Source organism: Spirosoma harenae (genome assembly GCF_054776975.1).
The window spans coordinates 223,132-239,145 of the sequence record NZ_BAAHBD010000039.1; the positions used below are offsets into that span (position 1 = coordinate 223,132).

At 45.9% G+C, this 16,014-nt stretch carries 14 protein-coding genes; 8 read left to right on the top strand and 6 right to left on the bottom strand.

Annotated features, from left to right (window positions below; translation table 11 throughout):
- Window positions 1-142 precede the first annotated feature (142 nt).
- Entirely contained in the window at window positions 143-1,084 is a 942-nt protein-coding gene (mdh, locus tag ACYVE4_RS30735; RefSeq protein WP_461044249.1) for a malate dehydrogenase, read from the bottom strand.
- Between the two features lie 185 nt (window positions 1,085-1,269).
- Here mdh and ACYVE4_RS30740 point away from each other — a divergent pair, with 185 nt between their 5' ends.
- The 6 genes from ACYVE4_RS30740 to ruvA all read left to right on the top strand — a co-directional run bounded on the left by ACYVE4_RS30740 (window position 1,270) and on the right by ruvA (window position 6,524).
- Window positions 1,270-1,731, top strand: coding sequence for a YkvA family protein (locus tag ACYVE4_RS30740; RefSeq protein ID WP_461044250.1), 462 nt, complete (start codon window positions 1,270-1,272; stop codon window positions 1,729-1,731).
- A 145-nt stretch (window positions 1,732-1,876) separates the two neighbouring features.
- Complete coding sequence (locus tag ACYVE4_RS30745) at window positions 1,877-2,083, top strand: Sec-independent protein translocase subunit TatA/TatB (protein WP_461044251.1); 207 nt, start codon at window positions 1,877-1,879, stop codon at window positions 2,081-2,083.
- Window positions 2,084-2,245: 162 nt separating this feature from the next.
- Window positions 2,246-3,673, top strand: coding sequence for an Asp-tRNA(Asn)/Glu-tRNA(Gln) amidotransferase subunit GatA (gene gatA / locus ACYVE4_RS30750; RefSeq protein ID WP_461044252.1), 1,428 nt, complete (start codon window positions 2,246-2,248; stop codon window positions 3,671-3,673).
- 109 nt (window positions 3,674-3,782) lie between these two features.
- Window positions 3,783-5,345 carry a lytic transglycosylase domain-containing protein gene (locus ACYVE4_RS30755; protein ID WP_461044253.1) on the top strand — a complete coding sequence of 521 codons (1,563 nt, stop codon included), beginning with the start codon at window positions 3,783-3,785 and terminating at the stop codon, window positions 5,343-5,345.
- Window positions 5,346-5,405: 60 nt separating this feature from the next.
- Window positions 5,406-5,822 carry a hypothetical protein gene (locus ACYVE4_RS30760; RefSeq protein WP_461044254.1) on the top strand — a complete coding sequence of 139 codons (417 nt, stop codon included), beginning with the start codon at window positions 5,406-5,408 and terminating at the stop codon, window positions 5,820-5,822.
- Window positions 5,823-5,930: 108 nt separating this feature from the next.
- Complete coding sequence (ruvA, locus tag ACYVE4_RS30765) at window positions 5,931-6,524, top strand: Holliday junction branch migration protein RuvA (protein WP_461044255.1); 594 nt, start codon at window positions 5,931-5,933, stop codon at window positions 6,522-6,524.
- Window positions 6,525-6,629: 105 nt separating this feature from the next.
- On the opposite strand, the gene ACYVE4_RS30770 is transcribed toward ruvA, so the two are convergent.
- Complete coding sequence (locus ACYVE4_RS30770) at window positions 6,630-6,950, bottom strand: hypothetical protein (RefSeq protein ID WP_461044256.1); 321 nt, start codon at window positions 6,948-6,950, stop codon at window positions 6,630-6,632.
- Between the two features lie 209 nt (window positions 6,951-7,159).
- On the bottom strand, window positions 7,160-9,382 hold the full coding sequence (locus tag ACYVE4_RS30775; protein WP_461044257.1) for a S9 family peptidase: 2,223 nt from the start codon (window positions 9,380-9,382) through the stop codon (window positions 7,160-7,162).
- Between the two features lie 162 nt (window positions 9,383-9,544).
- Between ACYVE4_RS30775 and ACYVE4_RS30780 the strand changes: the two genes are divergently transcribed.
- Together ACYVE4_RS30780 and ACYVE4_RS30785 are read left to right on the top strand one after the other, a co-directional pair.
- Complete coding sequence (locus tag ACYVE4_RS30780) at window positions 9,545-12,754, top strand: SusC/RagA family TonB-linked outer membrane protein (protein WP_461044258.1); 3,210 nt, start codon at window positions 9,545-9,547, stop codon at window positions 12,752-12,754.
- Window positions 12,755-12,787: 33 nt separating this feature from the next.
- Entirely contained in the window at window positions 12,788-14,089 is a 1,302-nt protein-coding gene (locus tag ACYVE4_RS30785) for a RagB/SusD family nutrient uptake outer membrane protein (RefSeq protein WP_461044259.1), read from the top strand.
- 81 nt (window positions 14,090-14,170) lie between these two features.
- Here ACYVE4_RS30785 and ACYVE4_RS30790 read toward each other — a convergent pair whose 3' ends face one another.
- Genes ACYVE4_RS30790 through ACYVE4_RS30800 form a run of 3 tightly spaced genes read right to left on the bottom strand, consistent with a single transcriptional unit; the run spans window position 14,171 to window position 15,884 of the window.
- Window positions 14,171-15,247, bottom strand: coding sequence for a Gfo/Idh/MocA family protein (locus tag ACYVE4_RS30790; RefSeq protein ID WP_461044260.1), 1,077 nt, complete (start codon window positions 15,245-15,247; stop codon window positions 14,171-14,173).
- Window positions 15,247-15,666 (bottom strand): PIN domain-containing protein, encoded by a 420-nt coding sequence (locus ACYVE4_RS30795; RefSeq protein WP_461044261.1) that lies wholly within the window; start codon window positions 15,664-15,666, stop codon window positions 15,247-15,249. Before ACYVE4_RS30795 ends, ACYVE4_RS30790 begins: the two co-directional genes overlap by 1 nt.
- Complete coding sequence (locus tag ACYVE4_RS30800) at window positions 15,666-15,884, bottom strand: hypothetical protein (RefSeq protein WP_461044262.1); 219 nt, start codon at window positions 15,882-15,884, stop codon at window positions 15,666-15,668. The genes ACYVE4_RS30795 and ACYVE4_RS30800 overlap by 1 nt, the downstream gene beginning before the upstream one ends.
- Window positions 15,885-16,014: the final 130 nt, after the last annotated feature.

Below are 16,014 nucleotides of genomic sequence, written 5' to 3' on the forward strand. Positions count from 1 at the left end.
ACAAAAACAGTACATAGTTACGACTGACCTCTTCCCTGTCCCAAACCAGTTGTGCTGAAACGACAGTATTGCTGCTTGAATTGACAAAATACAAAAACCGGCCGTAGTAGCCGGTTTTGCATGTATAAAAAAATGATGATGACTAAACACCAATGTTCAGCGTGCTCAGTACATTGTTCATATTCCGAACCGCATCGGCTGATTTATTGAATGCAGCCTGCTCTTCATCGTTCAGTTTATAGTCAATAATTTCTTCCCAACCGTTTTTGCCCAACACAACCGGTACGCCAAGGCAAATATCCGACTGGCCGTATTCACCTTCGAGCAATACGCAGGATGGAATTACACGTTTCTGATCGCGCAGGATACTCTCGACCATGTAAGCGCCAGCGGCTCCCGGTGCATACCAGGCTGATGTACCAATTAAACCTGTCAACGTAGCACCGCCTACCATTGTATCGGCAGCTACTTTTTTCAGCGTTTCTTCATCCAGGAAATTGCTTACAGGTACTCCGGCTTTAGTGGCTAGGCGAGTCAATGGAATCATCGTTGTATCGCCATGACCGCCAATTACTGAAGCCTGCAAATCATTAGGCGAGCAGTTCATGGCCAATGACAAATAGGTTTTAAAGCGAGCCGAATCCAGCGCACCACCCAGACCAATTACCCGATTTTTCGGCAAACCCGACGATTTCAGTGCGAGGTAGGTCATCGTATCCATTGGATTCGAGATGATGACGAAAATCGTGTCGGGCGAGTGTTTCAGAATATTTTCCGTTACCCCTTTTACGATGCCCGCATTGATACCAATCAGGTCTTCACGCGTCATACCTGGCTTACGCGGCAAACCTGATGTAATAACGACGACATCCGAACCCGCCGTTTTTTCATAATCATTGGTAGAGCCAACCAGCTTGACATCACAGTCGAGCAAAGTGGATGCCTGAAGCATGTCGAGTGATTTTCCTTCGCTAATGCCTTCTTTGATGTCGAGAAGAACAACTTCATGGGCGAGTTCCCGGCGGGCAATATTATCGGCACAGGTAGCCCCAACGGCTCCGGCACCTACTACGGTAACTTTCATACAGTATTCGGAATTAAGAGTTAACAAGCGATTGCAAAAGTACGGCCCCGGTTCAAGACAAACCAATAGCGATTCGAATAAAACTTCTGGTTCGGTTCCTGCGTTTATACTGGGAGCGTACTCTATTAGATACGTACTATCCCTTGCTTTGTATTCTGACACTCTCCGCAGTGGCAACAAAACCAATGAAAAACAACAGTCTTATATCCAGGATTCTGTCCTCTATTTTTTTTAAGCGGGCCAATGCGGGTGCCGCTCGTTACGCACGTAATACCCGAAGTTTAGTTGAATTGGTCCGGGAAGCTATCGAAAAAAGCGGTGGGCTGTCAGGCGCAAACTTTGCCACGTTTCGTGAACAACTGAGTGTAGTCACTAGATTGCTCAAAGCCTATGCATCAGGTGATTATCGGCAGTTACCCTGGAAAACGTTGCTCCGGATGATTGCGGTTCTGATTTATTTCGTATCGCCCATTGATATCTTACCCGACTTTCTGCCCATAGTAGGATTGACCGACGACATTGCTTTAATGCTCTGGTTATTCAACGGAATTCGGGATGATATTGATAAATTCCGCGACTGGGAAAGTAGTGGAACTACTTCTCGCAAAGAGAGTACACGTCAACCTGAGACAATTAAAATCGGGTAAGCTGACTGGCGATTTACAAACGACAGCGAAAAAAAGTGAAGATTGTAAATCGAATAATGCATTTCTATACGTAAGTTTCACTACGTTTTAATAGATTGTACGAGAGAGTTTTGTTAATTTTGCATACATTCAAATTCCAGAAATCATGATTTCGGCAAGTATTTTGGCATTTATGGGTTTAGGCGGTCAGGAAATGATCTTTATCTTCCTGGCATTGCTCCTATTGTTCGGCGCGAAAAAAATCCCCGAACTCGCACGAGGTCTTGGTAAAGGCATCAAAGAATTCAAAGACGCTACCAAAGACGTTCGCGAGAATATCGAAGAAGGTCTGAAAGAGTCGGATAAGCACTAAACATGTTTAGTGTCTAAACAGACAATCAGACGGTTCCAACGGGAGCCGTCTGATTGTCTGTTTTTATTAGTTTGATGTTCCAAGTTTGAGGTTTGAGGTTAACTGCTATCTACAATCTGTACGTCGGTCAACTCTAAAACGTCAAACCTTAAACTACTCCCTGTGTCCCTTTACCGTAGCTTCGCTTCAGTTCAGGCCGATCTTCAATCCGGCCAAATTACCTGCCGACAACTGGTAGAACACTATATCGCCCGCATTCAGGAACACCAGCATCTTAACGTTTTTACGGAAGTCTACGCCGAAGAAGCTCGTCTTCAGGCAGATATCGTCGATCAGAAATTAGTAGCCGGAACGGCTGGTCGATTGGCGGGTATGGTAATTGGCATAAAAGATGTGCTGAGTTATGCTGGCCACAGTGTTCGGGCAGGCAGCAAAATTCTCGAAAATTTTACCGCTCAATTTACAGCCACTGCCGTCCAGCGCTTGCTCGACGAAGATGTCATCATCATCGGTCGGCAAAACTGCGATGAGTTTGCGATGGGCTCATCGAATGAAAATTCTGCCTTCGGTCCAGTTCGAAACGCAGCGGATACCAGTCGCGTACCTGGTGGCTCTAGTGGCGGATCAGCTGTAGCTGTACAGGCCGGATTATGTTTAGCTAGTATCGGTTCCGATACAGGAGGTTCTGTTCGTCAGCCAGCCGCTTTCTGTGGCGTTGTTGGGCTGAAACCTACGTATGGGCGAGTAAGCCGTTGGGGTTTAATCGCTTATGCTTCTTCTTTCGATTGCATCGGTCCCATTGCCAATACAGCTGACGACGCAGCTCTTCTTCTCGAAATTATGGCTGGTTCGGATGATTTCGATAGTACTGTATCGAGTAAACCGGTTTCTGCTTATGCCCAATCAACCCTTCCTGATCGACCTTTACGTATTGCCTATTTACGCGATGGCGTGGAAAGTGAAGCTCTCGATTCCAGCATTCGGAAAGCTACCCAGCGAAAAATAGATGAACTGAAAGCAGCGGGCCACATAGTAGAACCTGTTGATATTTCCCTTCTAAAATATCTACTCCCAACTTATTATATCCTGACGACGGCCGAATCCTCATCAAATCTGTCGCGATTCGATGGTGTACGATACGGTTACAGAAGTCTATCTACTGGTACATCGGGAATGGATCTTTTAACGTTGTACAAAAAAAGCCGGACAGAAGGGTTTGGCGCTGAAGTACGTAGGCGCATCTTGCTGGGTACGTTTGCACTCAGTGCCAGCTATTACGACGCCTATTATACAAAAGCACAGCAAGTTCGGCGATTGATCCAGCAGGAAACCGAACGGCTGTTTGAGCAATACGATTTTTTACTTTCGCCCACCACACCCACACCAGCCTTTCGGTTGGGCGAAAAGACAGAAGACCCGTTACAAATGTATCTGGCCGATATTTTTACCGTTCAGGCTAACGTGGTAGGCTATCCGGCTATATCGATTCCGAATGGGGTTGATTCAGCAGGTTTACCAATTGGCGTACAACTGATGGCACCGCCTTTTGCAGAAGGAGCATTGATTGCATTGGCAAGAAAAATGATGTAGTATACTATGTATGATGTAGAATGTATGATGTATTACTAGTTCTATAAACTTACATCATACCTCCTATATCCTATATAATACCGAAATACGTAACGAATCTAAAATCTATATGAACTACCTGAACCGTAGCCTGTTAAGTATGGGGCTGTTGAGTGTGGTAGTGGGTCTGACAAGCATCGCCCACGCCGAGACTACGATTCAATTGGACAGTACAATCGTCAAGAAAGACACACTGGCCTACGTACCAACCGTACCAGACAGTCTAATTCGCGAACGACTATCGAAGTTACAGAAAGACATTCCCTTAAATTACCACAAAGCCGTTCAGGCCTATATTGACTATTTCACATTCCGCCGAGCCAGCTACACACAAAGTATGCTGGAGCGGATACCGCTTTTCTTCCCACTTTATGAGCGCATGCTGGCAGAATACGAACTGCCAAATGAATTAAAATACCTCTCTATTGTTGAATCAGCCTTAAATCCGCGCGCTATTTCCAGAGCCGGAGCAGGAGGATTATGGCAGATCATGCCCGGAACGGGTCGCGATCTCCGGTTGTATCAGGATGATTATGTCGATGAGCGAATGGATCCCGTAAAAGCAACGGAAGCGGCCTGCAAATATCTTCGGGATTTATATAAAATCTTTGGCGATTGGGAACTGGCGATGGCAGCCTATAACTGTGGACCAGGTGCTGTTAAACGAGCCATGCGCCGAACAGGTGGTGATTCGTTTTACACCATCTATGATGCGCTTCCGAAAGAAACGCGTGGTTATGTTCCTCAGTTTGTGGCCTTCACGTATCTGATGAACCATGCGAATGACCATGGCATCGTCGCCGAAAATTTTCAGTATCCGATTCCGCACGATACCATTCAGATTACGGGCTATTTCAATCTTGAAGCGTTTGCCAGACACAGCCTGATGCCGTTGGCTGATTTGCAGAAGATGAATCCAGCCATTACGACAACCATTTTGCCTAATTATACACGTAATTATCCATTGCGTGTCCCCCGCGAACAATACGATTATTTTGCCAGTCATCGCCGGATGATTATGGATTCATCCGGCCGAATACCTGGACGCATGGAGCATATTTTGCTGGCATCGGCCGAAGATGTTCGCTATGGTGCTGACTCAATGGGTTCCTGGGCAGCAAGAAGCCATAATGCATTGGCAAACATTACGCTGGAAGCATCGGCTGCGGAATCGGTTCGGGTAGCAGCCGTTGATCTAGATGATGAAGAATCGGAAGAAGATATCGAAACTGTTGTTATGCGGAAACCCCGCAAACAGACGTATGTCGTCAGAAAAGGAGATAACCTGGGCGAAATAGCTGACCGTTTCAACGTTGAATTATACGATCTAAAACGATGGAATCATCTTCGTTCCACCAAAATTCAGCGGGGACAGAAGTTGACGATTTTAAAAGAAGTAAAAGAAACCCGCACCGAACGACTTGCTCATCAGGGAACAACTAAAGGCCGCAAAAAAGCGGAAGAGCTTGCCAAGACAAAGCGTTATAAACCACGCTACCACCGTGTTCAGAATGGTGATACGCTCTGGAATATTGCTCAGCGATACGACGGGCTGACGATTGAACGACTCAAGAAGCTGAACCATATCCGTAACAGTTCACTCCGACCAGGGCAGAAATTAATCGTAGGCTAGGGTAACCAAACAGTAAGTATATCGTCTGATTCATTATATTTACCTAATTGATGAATCCCCATGACCTCTGACGAGCGATTAGACCAAATTGAACCTGTTTTAGCCGATGTAGTTCGGACGCAGGGACGTATTATTTTCCAGATCGGAAAAATTGTCGATTACGTAACGGATACCCGCGAACAGGTTGAAGTCGTTATTCAACGCCTTAATCGACTGGAAGTAAAAGTTGATTTATTAGAAGAACGGACCAACCAGATTGCCAATGATGTTGCTGGCTTAAAGACGGACGTCGCCGTTCTAAAAGAAGATGTTGCTGGTTTGAAAACAGACGTCGCCGTTCTAAAAGAAGATGTTTCAGGTTTAAAAACAGATGTTGCTGATTTAAAAGCTGGTCAAGCTCGTATGGAAGCCCGGCAAGACGAAATGCAGCAAGACGTTAAAGCGATTTTTAGACTACTGCAGGAAAAACTTAATTAAGAGAACACAGCAACGTAAAACCGACGATTTTTCCTAGAAAAAGTCGTCGGTTTTTTGTATCTTTATATACACATAACAGGCTTATCTATAAGCCTTTAAAGCTCAGTAATGATTGCTTATTTAGACGGGATTCTCACCTACAAAGAGCCAACTCATACCATAATTGATGTTCATGGAGTTGGCTATATGGTTCATATTTCTCTACAGACCTACTCAGTGTTGCCCGGCGGTGGTGATCGCATAAAACTGTTTATTCACCACCTGTTCCGCGAGGATAACCAAGCGCTTTATGGGTTCGCTAATGCCGACGAAAAGTCACTTTTTCTGGACTTGATTGGTGTTTCGGGAGTTGGTCCGAATACCGCGTTAGGCATGCTTTCGGCTATGCAACCAGGCGATTTGCGATTGGCAATTCTGGGTGAAAACGTTCGGGCAGTACAGGCAATTAAAGGTATTGGCGCGAAAACGGCTCAACGAATTATTCTCGAATTACGCGACAAGATGAAGCGTTCGGGTGTGGTTCCTGATGGGCCAACCTATCGCCAACAAACGACCAATCCCGTTCGTGAAGAATCGCTGGCGGCACTGGTTGCGTTAGGATTTCCCAAGCCAACCGCCGAAAAAAGTGTGGACGATGCACTAAAAGCAGAGCCAAATCTGACGGTTGAGGAAGTCATACGCCGGGCATTGCGACAAGGATAGCCATAAAAAAACGTAGTCAGAGGATTCTGACTACGTTTTTTACTTGATGTGAATCAATTGATTATTGAATGGTGGAAACTCTATTTATTCTTAACTAATCCGCTGCTAATCAACACCAGCGGCTTTTTTCGTTTTTACTTTAGCGACAGCTTTTAGCTCTTTAGCTTCGCCTTTTAATTCTTTCTTTTCAGCTTTTTCTATTTTTCGGTCGGCTTTGGCCATTCTTGTTTTCGAATCGGAAACACCAGCTACTTCAATACCTTTGCCAGTTCGGGCATTATGCCGAAGTTCATGCGCCTTAGATACTTTCTTCTCAGCTTTCATTTCTTTTTTAGCTGCTTTCCCTACCTGAACTGCCTGAGCAAATCCTGGTTGTGCGACTGCCAGCAGAGCGCAGGCAGAGGCAGCGATGATTAACTTTTTCATAACGATTACTGATTAAATTATGCCTCTATCAGTTAGTAAAGGCTTTCAGTATTAATTAACCACTAACCAATAAGTTTGTTTAAGATTCTGCTAATCAGCCACATAGACTATTAAATCTGTGGAGAGTAAGTATTTTTACTAAGTAATTGATTATGAGTAATTTTTGTTAAAAAAAATAAACCCGACTAATATGGAGTCGGGTTTATTTTTTAATTTACTGGAGCTCCTTTCAAATTCGTTTCCAGATAGGTTGTGTATTGCTGATAGAGGAGCAATTGCGTTTCGGCACTATAAGCAACGCCATGCGCACCGGGTGGATAAATCCGCAAATCGGCATCCTTCCCAGCGTCTTCCAGGGCGTTCATGAGTTGAAACGTATTTCGGACGTGTACGTTTTCGTCCATGGTCGAGTGCGCGATGAACATCTTTCCAGCCAAGTTTTTGGCGTAGGTTGTCACGGCACTCGCTTTATATTTCTCGTTATTCTCAGGCAGTAATCCCATGTATCGCTCCGTATAAATCGAGTCGTAAAGCCGCCAGTCCGTGACAGGAGCACCAACAATGGAGAGTTTGAATACACCGGGATGGGTCAGCATGGTATAGCTGCTCATGAATCCGCCATAACTGTGTCCCCGAATTGCCATACGGTTGGCGTCTATCCAGGGAAGTTTCGCCAGGTAGGCAGCCGTCTCCGCAAAATCCAGGCTTTCATATTTACCCAGCTTTTCGTAAACAATCTTCTCAAAATCACGTCCGTAGCCACCGCTACCCCGGTTGTTTACGCTTACAACTACGTAGCCCGTTTGAGCCAGCCACTGGTGCCAGCCCGTTGTTGCAAACTCGTTATACACTGATTGAGCGCCGGGGCCACCGTAGATATCCATCACAACCGGATATTTATTACTTGGGTCAAAATCAACGGGTTTGATAATCGAAATATCTATTAGTTGACCATCCGAAGTCGTAAAACTAGCCAGTTCTTTAAAAGCGTAGCCATGATTGGCAACGTAATCAGACACGCGTTTATTCGTTTCCAACGCCTTGATTAACTGGCCTTTCGTATCCCGTAATTCAACCTGAACGGGCGTTGATACGTTTGAATATTTATCAATAAAATACTGACCATTTGGTGAAAAATTTACTGTATGCTTTCCAGGTACGGTAGTCAGTCGTCGCTTGTTTTTACCATCTACATCTGCCACAAATAATTGCCGCTCTAATGGCGACGCTTCGGTCGAAGTGAAATAGACTTTCTTCGCTTTCGGGTCAATGTGGTGCACGTAGGTCACTTCCCATTTCCCGCTCGTAACGGCATTGAGTAGTTTGCCAGCATAATTATACCGATACAGATGAGCATATCCATCGCGTTCAGAAACCCAGAAAAACTCCTGCACACCAGCCGGAAAATAGATCAGGTGATTGATTCCCGCGAAGAAATCAAAGATGTCGATCCAGGCATTTGACTTTTCCTCCATGACCTGACGAGCGTTACCCGTGCGCACATCGGCCATGAACAATTTCAAATGATTCTGTTTGCGGTTCAGATGCATCAATGCCAGTTGACCTTCCTGCGATGTCCAATAGATTCGCGGAATGTAGCCATCACCTAGCTCTACTTTCATCCACTGCTTTGTTTTGGCCGTAACATCAATGACACCAATGCGAACGGTTGGATTTTGATCGCCAACACGTGGATAAGGTAAGGAATCGTATTTTTCATCGAACCCTTTGTAATCAGTCAATCGGTAGATTGGGACCTGTCGTTCATCCGATTGCCAGAACGCCATAAACTTGCTATCCGGCGACCATTCCCAGGCCTGCGCTAAACCGAATTCTTCCTCATACGCCCAGCCAAAACGACCGTTGTAGAAAGCCGCTTTCGCATCGTCGGTTAGTTGCGATTCTTTTTGGGTAGCAAAATCAAAGACGAACAGATTGCCTCCGCGTTCGTAACCGATTTTCTGTCCATCAGGTGATAGCTCAGCCGTTTGCGCATCTTTAGCAACTAATTTCAGGTTTTTATTGGCTACCGAATAAACGTAGTAATCCGAGATACCAGAATGCCGATAAACAGGCCGAAAATTGCTTTGGAACAGGATATTTTTCGAGTCTTTCGACCATTGGAAGGAGCCATACGCAAAAGCCCGGTCTGTGCCCGGAAACTTTAGCTGACTTCCGTCGAAAACGACTTCTTCTTTCTGATCTTTGGGCGACAGCGTCTTGATCGTATTCTGCCCGTCGATAAATGAAAATTTAGCCCCTTCCTCAATCCAGTTGACTGAACGAGGCCCTTGCGAACCCATCAATTGCCCTCCTGCAAAGAGCGCTTGCCGCAAGTCGGAATAACGCTGTTTGGTTTGCTGGGCATTGGCCAGTTGGGTTACCAGAATAAGAATGCTGACTATCCAGCCGGTTTGCGAACGATTGATCATGAAGTATATAGAACTTATCAAAGATTCAAATTTACTAAAAAAGGCATTTAGATCTTTTGCAACGAAACTCGAAGTGACAATGTCTTTAGGCAGGCTTTTATAGCTATATTTCCTGTTAAATTTAGTTTCCTTTTTATTTTACCTACTAACTTTTACTTACCTATGAACAACAAGTACGGGTTTGTTCACCAGCGTATTCATCATCTGTGGATGGTATGTCTGGCTTTAGTGCTTTGTACGTCAGCAATGGCGCAAAGTAATCGATTTACAATCAGTGGCCGCGTGACCGATGCTAGTGGCTTAGGACTTCCTGGTGTGACTGTACAAATCGTAGGCACCAACACCGGAACGGCCTCCGATCCAGATGGGAATTATTCATTTAGTACGAATCTGGCACCCGGCGCTTACTCGCTTAATTTTTCGGCGATTGGCTATGCTTCTGCGAAACAGAGCATTTCGCTTGGAAACGCCGAAACCGTAACGGCAAACGCCACGTTAAAGGAAGACATTGCTAATCTGGATGAAGTCGTTGTTGTCGGTTCTACATTGAGTGGCCCTCGTCGTCAGTTGGGTAATGCGATCAGTACAATCAAAGCCGCTGATTTACAGCAGACGGGTTCTGCTGGTTTGTTGAATGCTTTGCAGGGTAAAGTTCCGGGGGCTCAGATTACCCAGAACTCCGGCGACCCTTCCGGGTCAATCTCGATTCGTTTGCGAGGTATAAAATCGCTCTCCGGCTCTTCAGATCCACTGTATGTTATTGATGGTGTTATCGTTAGTAACCAGAGTGCAAACGTATCACAACTGGCGGTGGCGGATCAGATTGGTTCTGCTCAGCCCGGAACAAACCGTCTGGCCGATATAAATCCAAACGATATTGCTACCCTGAACGTCATTAACGGAGCGGCTGCGGCTGCTCAATACGGATCGCGGGCAGCTAACGGGGTTGTTTTGATTACGACTAAACGCGGCTCAACAGGCGCCCCCAAGGTTACTTTCTCAACTTCGTACAACATCAACGAGCTACGAAAAAGCGTTCCTGTTAACTTATATAACAAAACCTTTGGTAACGCACAACAACGGCTTTTCCCAATTCAGGTATTTGCACCCGGATCGGCACAGACAGCAGCATTGGCGCTAAATCCAGCCACTACGTTTACAACCATTGTTCGAGATGGTACCAATAACCCACTGCTGTCGAATGTGGTTGATAATGTACCGCGTTACAATTATTTCGATCAGATCTTCCGGACAGGCTACGGCACCGACAACGCCATTTCGATTTCGGGTGGGCGTGATAACACGCAGTATTATGTTTCGTTCGGCTACCTGAAAAATGAGGGTATTATTAAAGGAACGGATTTCACACGCTACAATCTGCGCGCCCGCGTCGATCAGCGGCTAACAAACTGGGCTAAACTTTCGGCTGGCTTAAGCTACGTAAACAGTTTCTCCAACGAGAAAGCGAACGGGAACGTATTCTATAGCCCAATGAACTCGGTGACCATTCTGAACAACATCTACGACATTACGAAGCGGGATGCTTCAGGCAACTTACAGGCCGTGGAAGGCCCACGTGTGAACCCATTGTCAACTATTGAGGACATGAAGTTTACGCAGTCGGTCAACCGGACGATCAGCGATGTACAGTTGAATCTGACTCCACTGAAAGGGCTAACTGTAGACTACATTCTGGGGGTTGATACATATGGCCAGGTTGGGCAGAACTACATCCGGCCTTATCCTTACGTCGCTCAGGCATCTTTGGGAGCGAACTTATATCCACAAGGTTTTTCGGCTACGGGTAACAACACTGTATTACAGTTGAATTCAGATTTCAATGTTAGCTACGAACGTCAACTGACGGACGATTTTAAACTGAATGCCGTAGCTGGGTATAACTATCAGTTTTTCCGATCCGATTATTCGACAGCTCAAGGCCAAAACCTATCGCCATTTATTGAAACAGTACGCGGAGCCGCTAGTACGACCGTTCTGGCCGACTACAGTCTGGATCGCTACAATCTGAGTGGTTATTTCGTCCAGGCAACCTTTGGCTACAAAAACCTGGCCTTCCTGACAGGAGCCATCCGTCGCGACCAATCATCTAAATTCTCTCCTTCCGTAACCAATCAATTCTATCCGAAGGTAAGTGGATCGCTGGTTGTATCTGATCTGGATTTCTGGAAAAATGGCGCGTTCAATGATGCGTTCAATAGCTTGAAATTACGCGCGAGTTATGGTGAAGCCGGAAACCTGTCGGGTGTTGGTTCATATAGCCGATTCTATCAGTTCTCGCCAGTGGCTTATCTGGGCAAAAATACATTGCTGCCAAGTTCACAATTGGCAAACCCGCTGGTTCGTCCAGAACGGATGGCTGAAATTGAAGTGGGCGCTGACCTGTCGTTCCTCAAAAACCGGATTGGTTTAGGCGTTACGGTTTACAATCAGCAGATTAAAGATCTGGTCGTAAACCGCGTGCTGGCTCCATCAACAGGCGGAGCAAGTATTGTTAACAACGTGGGCACGATGGAAAACAAAGGGGTTGAAGTTGTATTGGACGTTGTTCCGGTTAAAACCAAAGATTTCAACTGGGATTTCACCGCGATTTTCAACCAAAACCGTAACAAGGTACTGTCGTTAGGTAGCCCTGCCATTGCTATCTCGTCACCGGCTGGTGCGCCTTATCTGTTACAAGGTCAGCCCGCCAGCGTTTTTTACGGAACAGGCTACGCCCGCAATCCAAATGGCGACCTGTTGTTAACTCCACAAGGATTCCCGCAGTCCGAACGGGCATCCAGCCAGGTAGTAGGCTCGACAGACTATACAGTCGCTCGTATTGCAGAAGGACAAACGAATGCTGGCCAGCCCGATACAAAATTCCCAACCGCCAATATCGTTATCGCCAACCCAAATCCGAAATGGACGGGCTCGTTCTCGACAAACCTGAATTACAAGGCGTTAACGCTGCATATTCTGTTGGATATGGTTCAGGGTGTTGATGTCTTCAACGCAGACCGACGGACTCGCCAAGGGGTGGGTATGGGTGATTACGTAGAGAAAGAACTAAAGGGCGAACTACCTCGGGGCTACATTTTCGCCATTTATAATACCGAAGAATGGCGGGTTGAAAGTGGTGCCTACACCAAATTGCGGGAGGTTTCGCTCAGCTATACGCTGCCTAAACTGATTAAATCGGTAAGCAATATCAACGTATCGTTGATCGGTCGCAACCTGTATTCGTGGGATAATTACACTGGCTTTGACCCTGAAACTAACGCAGGTGGCACTAACGATTTATTACGTGGTCTCGATTTTGGTAATGTGCCTATTCCACGTACATATCAACTCAAACTGGGCGTAACATTCTAAACCAGGTCAATCGCCGTAATGACTTATAAAATCATGAAAAAACTTCTTATAACGACTGTTCTATCAGGTCTGCTCATCACGCAAAATGCCTGTAATCAGGAATACCTGAACCCCAGTACGGCCAGCCAGCCGCAGGTAGTTAGCTCTGCCGATGGACTGATCACCGTATGTAATAGTCTCCAGTACCGCTATTCAGTTGGCGGTGGTGGTTCTGTCCTTGGAAGTGCCGTAACCGCTAGTGGGCTAACAACCAACGAAATGATTGTACTCAATCAGGGAAATGGTGAAGAATTTGCGCTGCAACAAGGGCAAGCCAACGTGACCAATAGCAATGGTGTTGTTCGCACGATCTGGACACAGGCCCAATTACTTCGTTCCAACGCTGATTTGGTGCTGGCTAATACAGGTGTTGTCAACGATCCGGGTACGAAAAGTGGAATCGTGGCTTACGCATCTATTTTCCGGGCGCTGGCGTTGGGCACACTGGCTCAGTTTTTCCAGTCTGCGCCGATTATTTCGCAGGATAATTCACCCTTTGTTGAACGGGCACAATTGCTGAAAGAGGCTATTACGTCTCTTGAAACAGCCGCTACGATGGTAGCAGCCAATCCGGTATCCGCTAATTTTACGGGTAAGGTTCCTGCTGGTATTGATATTCCGAATACATTACAGGCACTCATTGCTCGTTACGCACTTTTTGCAGGTGATAACGATAAAGCGTTAGCCGCAGCTGCCAAAGTTGACTTGACCAAGAAGTCGGTTTTCAATTTTGACGACAACTCCCGGAATCCGTTCTTTCTGTATGCGTTCAGCAATGTGAACGTGGTGGCACCAACAAACGTAAATCTTGGCTTGTCGGGAGCGTTGCAGCCAGATCCGGCTGACAAACGTATCGCGTTCTATACACAGACAGCCAATACGAAAGCCAATCTGGGCACTGGTTTCTACACTGCCAATAATTCGCCAATTCCGCTCTATTTACCCGGAGAAGTATTGCTGATTCAGGCAGAAGCGTCTGCCCGGAAAGGTGATTTAGCCGGTGCTGTAACAGCGTTGAATAAAGTACTGACCAAAACGGCAGCAACCGATATTTATGGTTTAGGAGCAGGTTTGCCCGCTTACAGTGGCCCTCAAACTGCCGATGCGATTTTGCTGGAAATTCTACGTAATCGCAATATTGAATTGGCTTACTCAGGGTTCCGGCTGGAAGATAGCCGTCGGTTCAGCCGTCCTGGTCCAGGGGCTGCCGGTTCGGAACGGACTCGCAATTTTTATCCCTATCCACGTACTGAGCGGGATAACAATACCCAAACGCCAGCGACTGATCCGAGCTAGGTAAAGCGTAGGAAGTACAAACCAAAACGGGCAGAAGATCGATAGTAATGATCTTCTGCCCGTTTTGGTTTTGATCCAAGACTACATCTTCACGGGCAATCCTGTCCGGGTCGATTCGTAAATGGCCTGGAAAAGAGCGACTACTTTACGTCCATCTTCGCCAGTCACAATTGGCGGGCGATTCTCGCGGATAGCGTCGCGAAACTCAGCGATTTGCAAACCGAAATAGTAGACTGTTGCGTCGATTGTATTGAAGAAAGCAGTGTCTTCAGCGACAAATTTGGCTAATTGATCTTCTTCGCCTGGAACCGTCCAAAGATCATTGACAGGTGGATCGGTAATGGTGGACATACCAGCGATAAATAAAGCTCCTCCATCAGTTTGCACACCAACGGATGCGCCATTTTCGCCATGAACGTGGACTTTTCCGAAAATCCCCGGTTTCTGACTGTTGCTGACGATGATGTTGCCTAGGCCACCATTTTTGAATTTGATAATCGCCAGAGCCGTATCGTCAACTTCAATATACGGGTGATTCAGGTTTCGCCAGACACCGTATACTTCGTCAATATCGCCCATGTACCAAAGCAATAAATCCAGTTGGTGAGGGGATTGATTCACTAATACGCCACCGCCTTCGTCGGCCCAGGTACCGCGCCAGGCATCACTTTTGTAATATTCCTCGCTACGCCAACCTAGCATTTGTACAGTACCCAACACAGGTTTTCCGATCTTCCCCGTATCAATTGCTTCCCGAATCCGCATGGAAGGCGCATAGAAGCGACGCTGGCTAATCGTCCCGAGATACCGGTTATTTTTTCGGGCTGCTTCGATCATGGCATCACAATCTTCGAGCGTCGACGCCAGGGGTTTTTCCACCAGTACGTGCGAGCCAGCATTGAGTGCTGCTACCGTTGGCTCCCGGTGCGACGGGTGTGTTGTACAAACCAGACATAGATCGACGTTCTCCCGGTCAACCATGTCGTAAATATCACTGTACGCCCGAATGTTATATTGATTGGCAAAATCTTCCGCTTTTTGGTAGGTACGTCCATAAACGGCGACTAATTCGGTATCGGGTGTTTGCAAGGTCGCTTTAGCATGTAAATGCGCAACTTTGCCAGGGCCAATAATGGCGACGCGAAGAGGAGTAGGCATTAGGTTATTATTTGTTCATCAAAAAATTGGTCGAATCCACGTAAACGAAGTCCGGTTTTTAATGCTTCATCGCGCGTCCAAAGTTGACCATTTAACTCAAGTGTTAAGGCAATGTAAGCCGTATCGTTTTCATCAATGTCTTTACAAAGATGATATGCCGTGAAGAAGTTTTCGGTGCTAATTAGTTCTTCATTGAAAAAATGAACTTTCTGTATGACCTGATTCAGGTAGCTAAGAACCTCTTCTTCAGTCGCTTTGGATTTCTCAATGATTCGCTGTCGATGCTTAAATAATTCAGCAATAAGATAATTGGGTGTATAAAAATGAAACGAGTTCGTCAGTAAACGTTGGCGGGTAAGTGACGAGCTTGTGTAAATGGCCGCAAACAAAATGTTATGGTCAATAATGACTGGACGCATCAGGACTCTTTAATAAAACGATGCTTGTTTTGTTGCCACCAGTTTGCATTGATTTCTTTACCCAGCGTAAGTATTGATTCATCAAAATCAATTTTCTGTGCTAATTGCTCCATTTGTAATCGCTCAAGTAAATCAAGCATAAACTCTTGACTAACTGAGCCTTTGTCAATACTGATCACATAGCGATCAGCTTGATTTTGTATGTTGATTGCATTCATGGGTTGATCCTTTTAATCAATATACAGAAAATTAATCGCCCGAAAGTACGCTGAATCGCCCAGAATTATATTGATATAGTCTGAGTATTGTTCAGATTCTATAAATCGTGTTCCAACTAAATGCCCAAAA

Bases quoted from the DNA above. Each gene is read 5' to 3' on its own strand.
- ACYVE4_RS30775 (WP_461044257.1), bottom strand. From the start codon at position 9,382: ATGATCAATCGTTCGCAAACCGGCTGGATAGTCAGCATTCTTATTCTG.
- ACYVE4_RS30745 (WP_461044251.1), top strand. From the start codon at position 1,877: ATGATTTCGGCAAGTATTTTGGCATTTATGGGTTTAGGCGGTCAGGAA.
- ACYVE4_RS30755 (WP_461044253.1), top strand. From the start codon at position 3,783: ATGAACTACCTGAACCGTAGCCTGTTAAGTATGGGGCTGTTGAGTGTG.
- ACYVE4_RS30740 (WP_461044250.1), top strand. From the start codon at position 1,270: ATGAAAAACAACAGTCTTATATCCAGGATTCTGTCCTCTATTTTTTTT.
- ACYVE4_RS30800 (WP_461044262.1), bottom strand. From the start codon at position 15,884: ATGAATGCAATCAACATACAAAATCAAGCTGATCGCTATGTGATCAGT.
- ACYVE4_RS30790 (WP_461044260.1), bottom strand. From the start codon at position 15,247: ATGCCTACTCCTCTTCGCGTCGCCATTATTGGCCCTGGCAAAGTTGCG.
- ACYVE4_RS30785 (WP_461044259.1), top strand. From the start codon at position 12,788: ATGAAAAAACTTCTTATAACGACTGTTCTATCAGGTCTGCTCATCACG.
- mdh (WP_461044249.1), bottom strand. From the start codon at position 1,084: ATGAAAGTTACCGTAGTAGGTGCCGGAGCCGTTGGGGCTACCTGTGCC.
- ACYVE4_RS30760 (WP_461044254.1), top strand. From the start codon at position 5,406: ATGACCTCTGACGAGCGATTAGACCAAATTGAACCTGTTTTAGCCGAT.
- ACYVE4_RS30770 (WP_461044256.1), bottom strand. From the start codon at position 6,950: ATGAAAAAGTTAATCATCGCTGCCTCTGCCTGCGCTCTGCTGGCAGTC.
- ACYVE4_RS30780 (WP_461044258.1), top strand. From the start codon at position 9,545: ATGAACAACAAGTACGGGTTTGTTCACCAGCGTATTCATCATCTGTGG.
- ruvA (WP_461044255.1), top strand. From the start codon at position 5,931: ATGATTGCTTATTTAGACGGGATTCTCACCTACAAAGAGCCAACTCAT.
- ACYVE4_RS30795 (WP_461044261.1), bottom strand. From the start codon at position 15,666: ATGCGTCCAGTCATTATTGACCATAACATTTTGTTTGCGGCCATTTAC.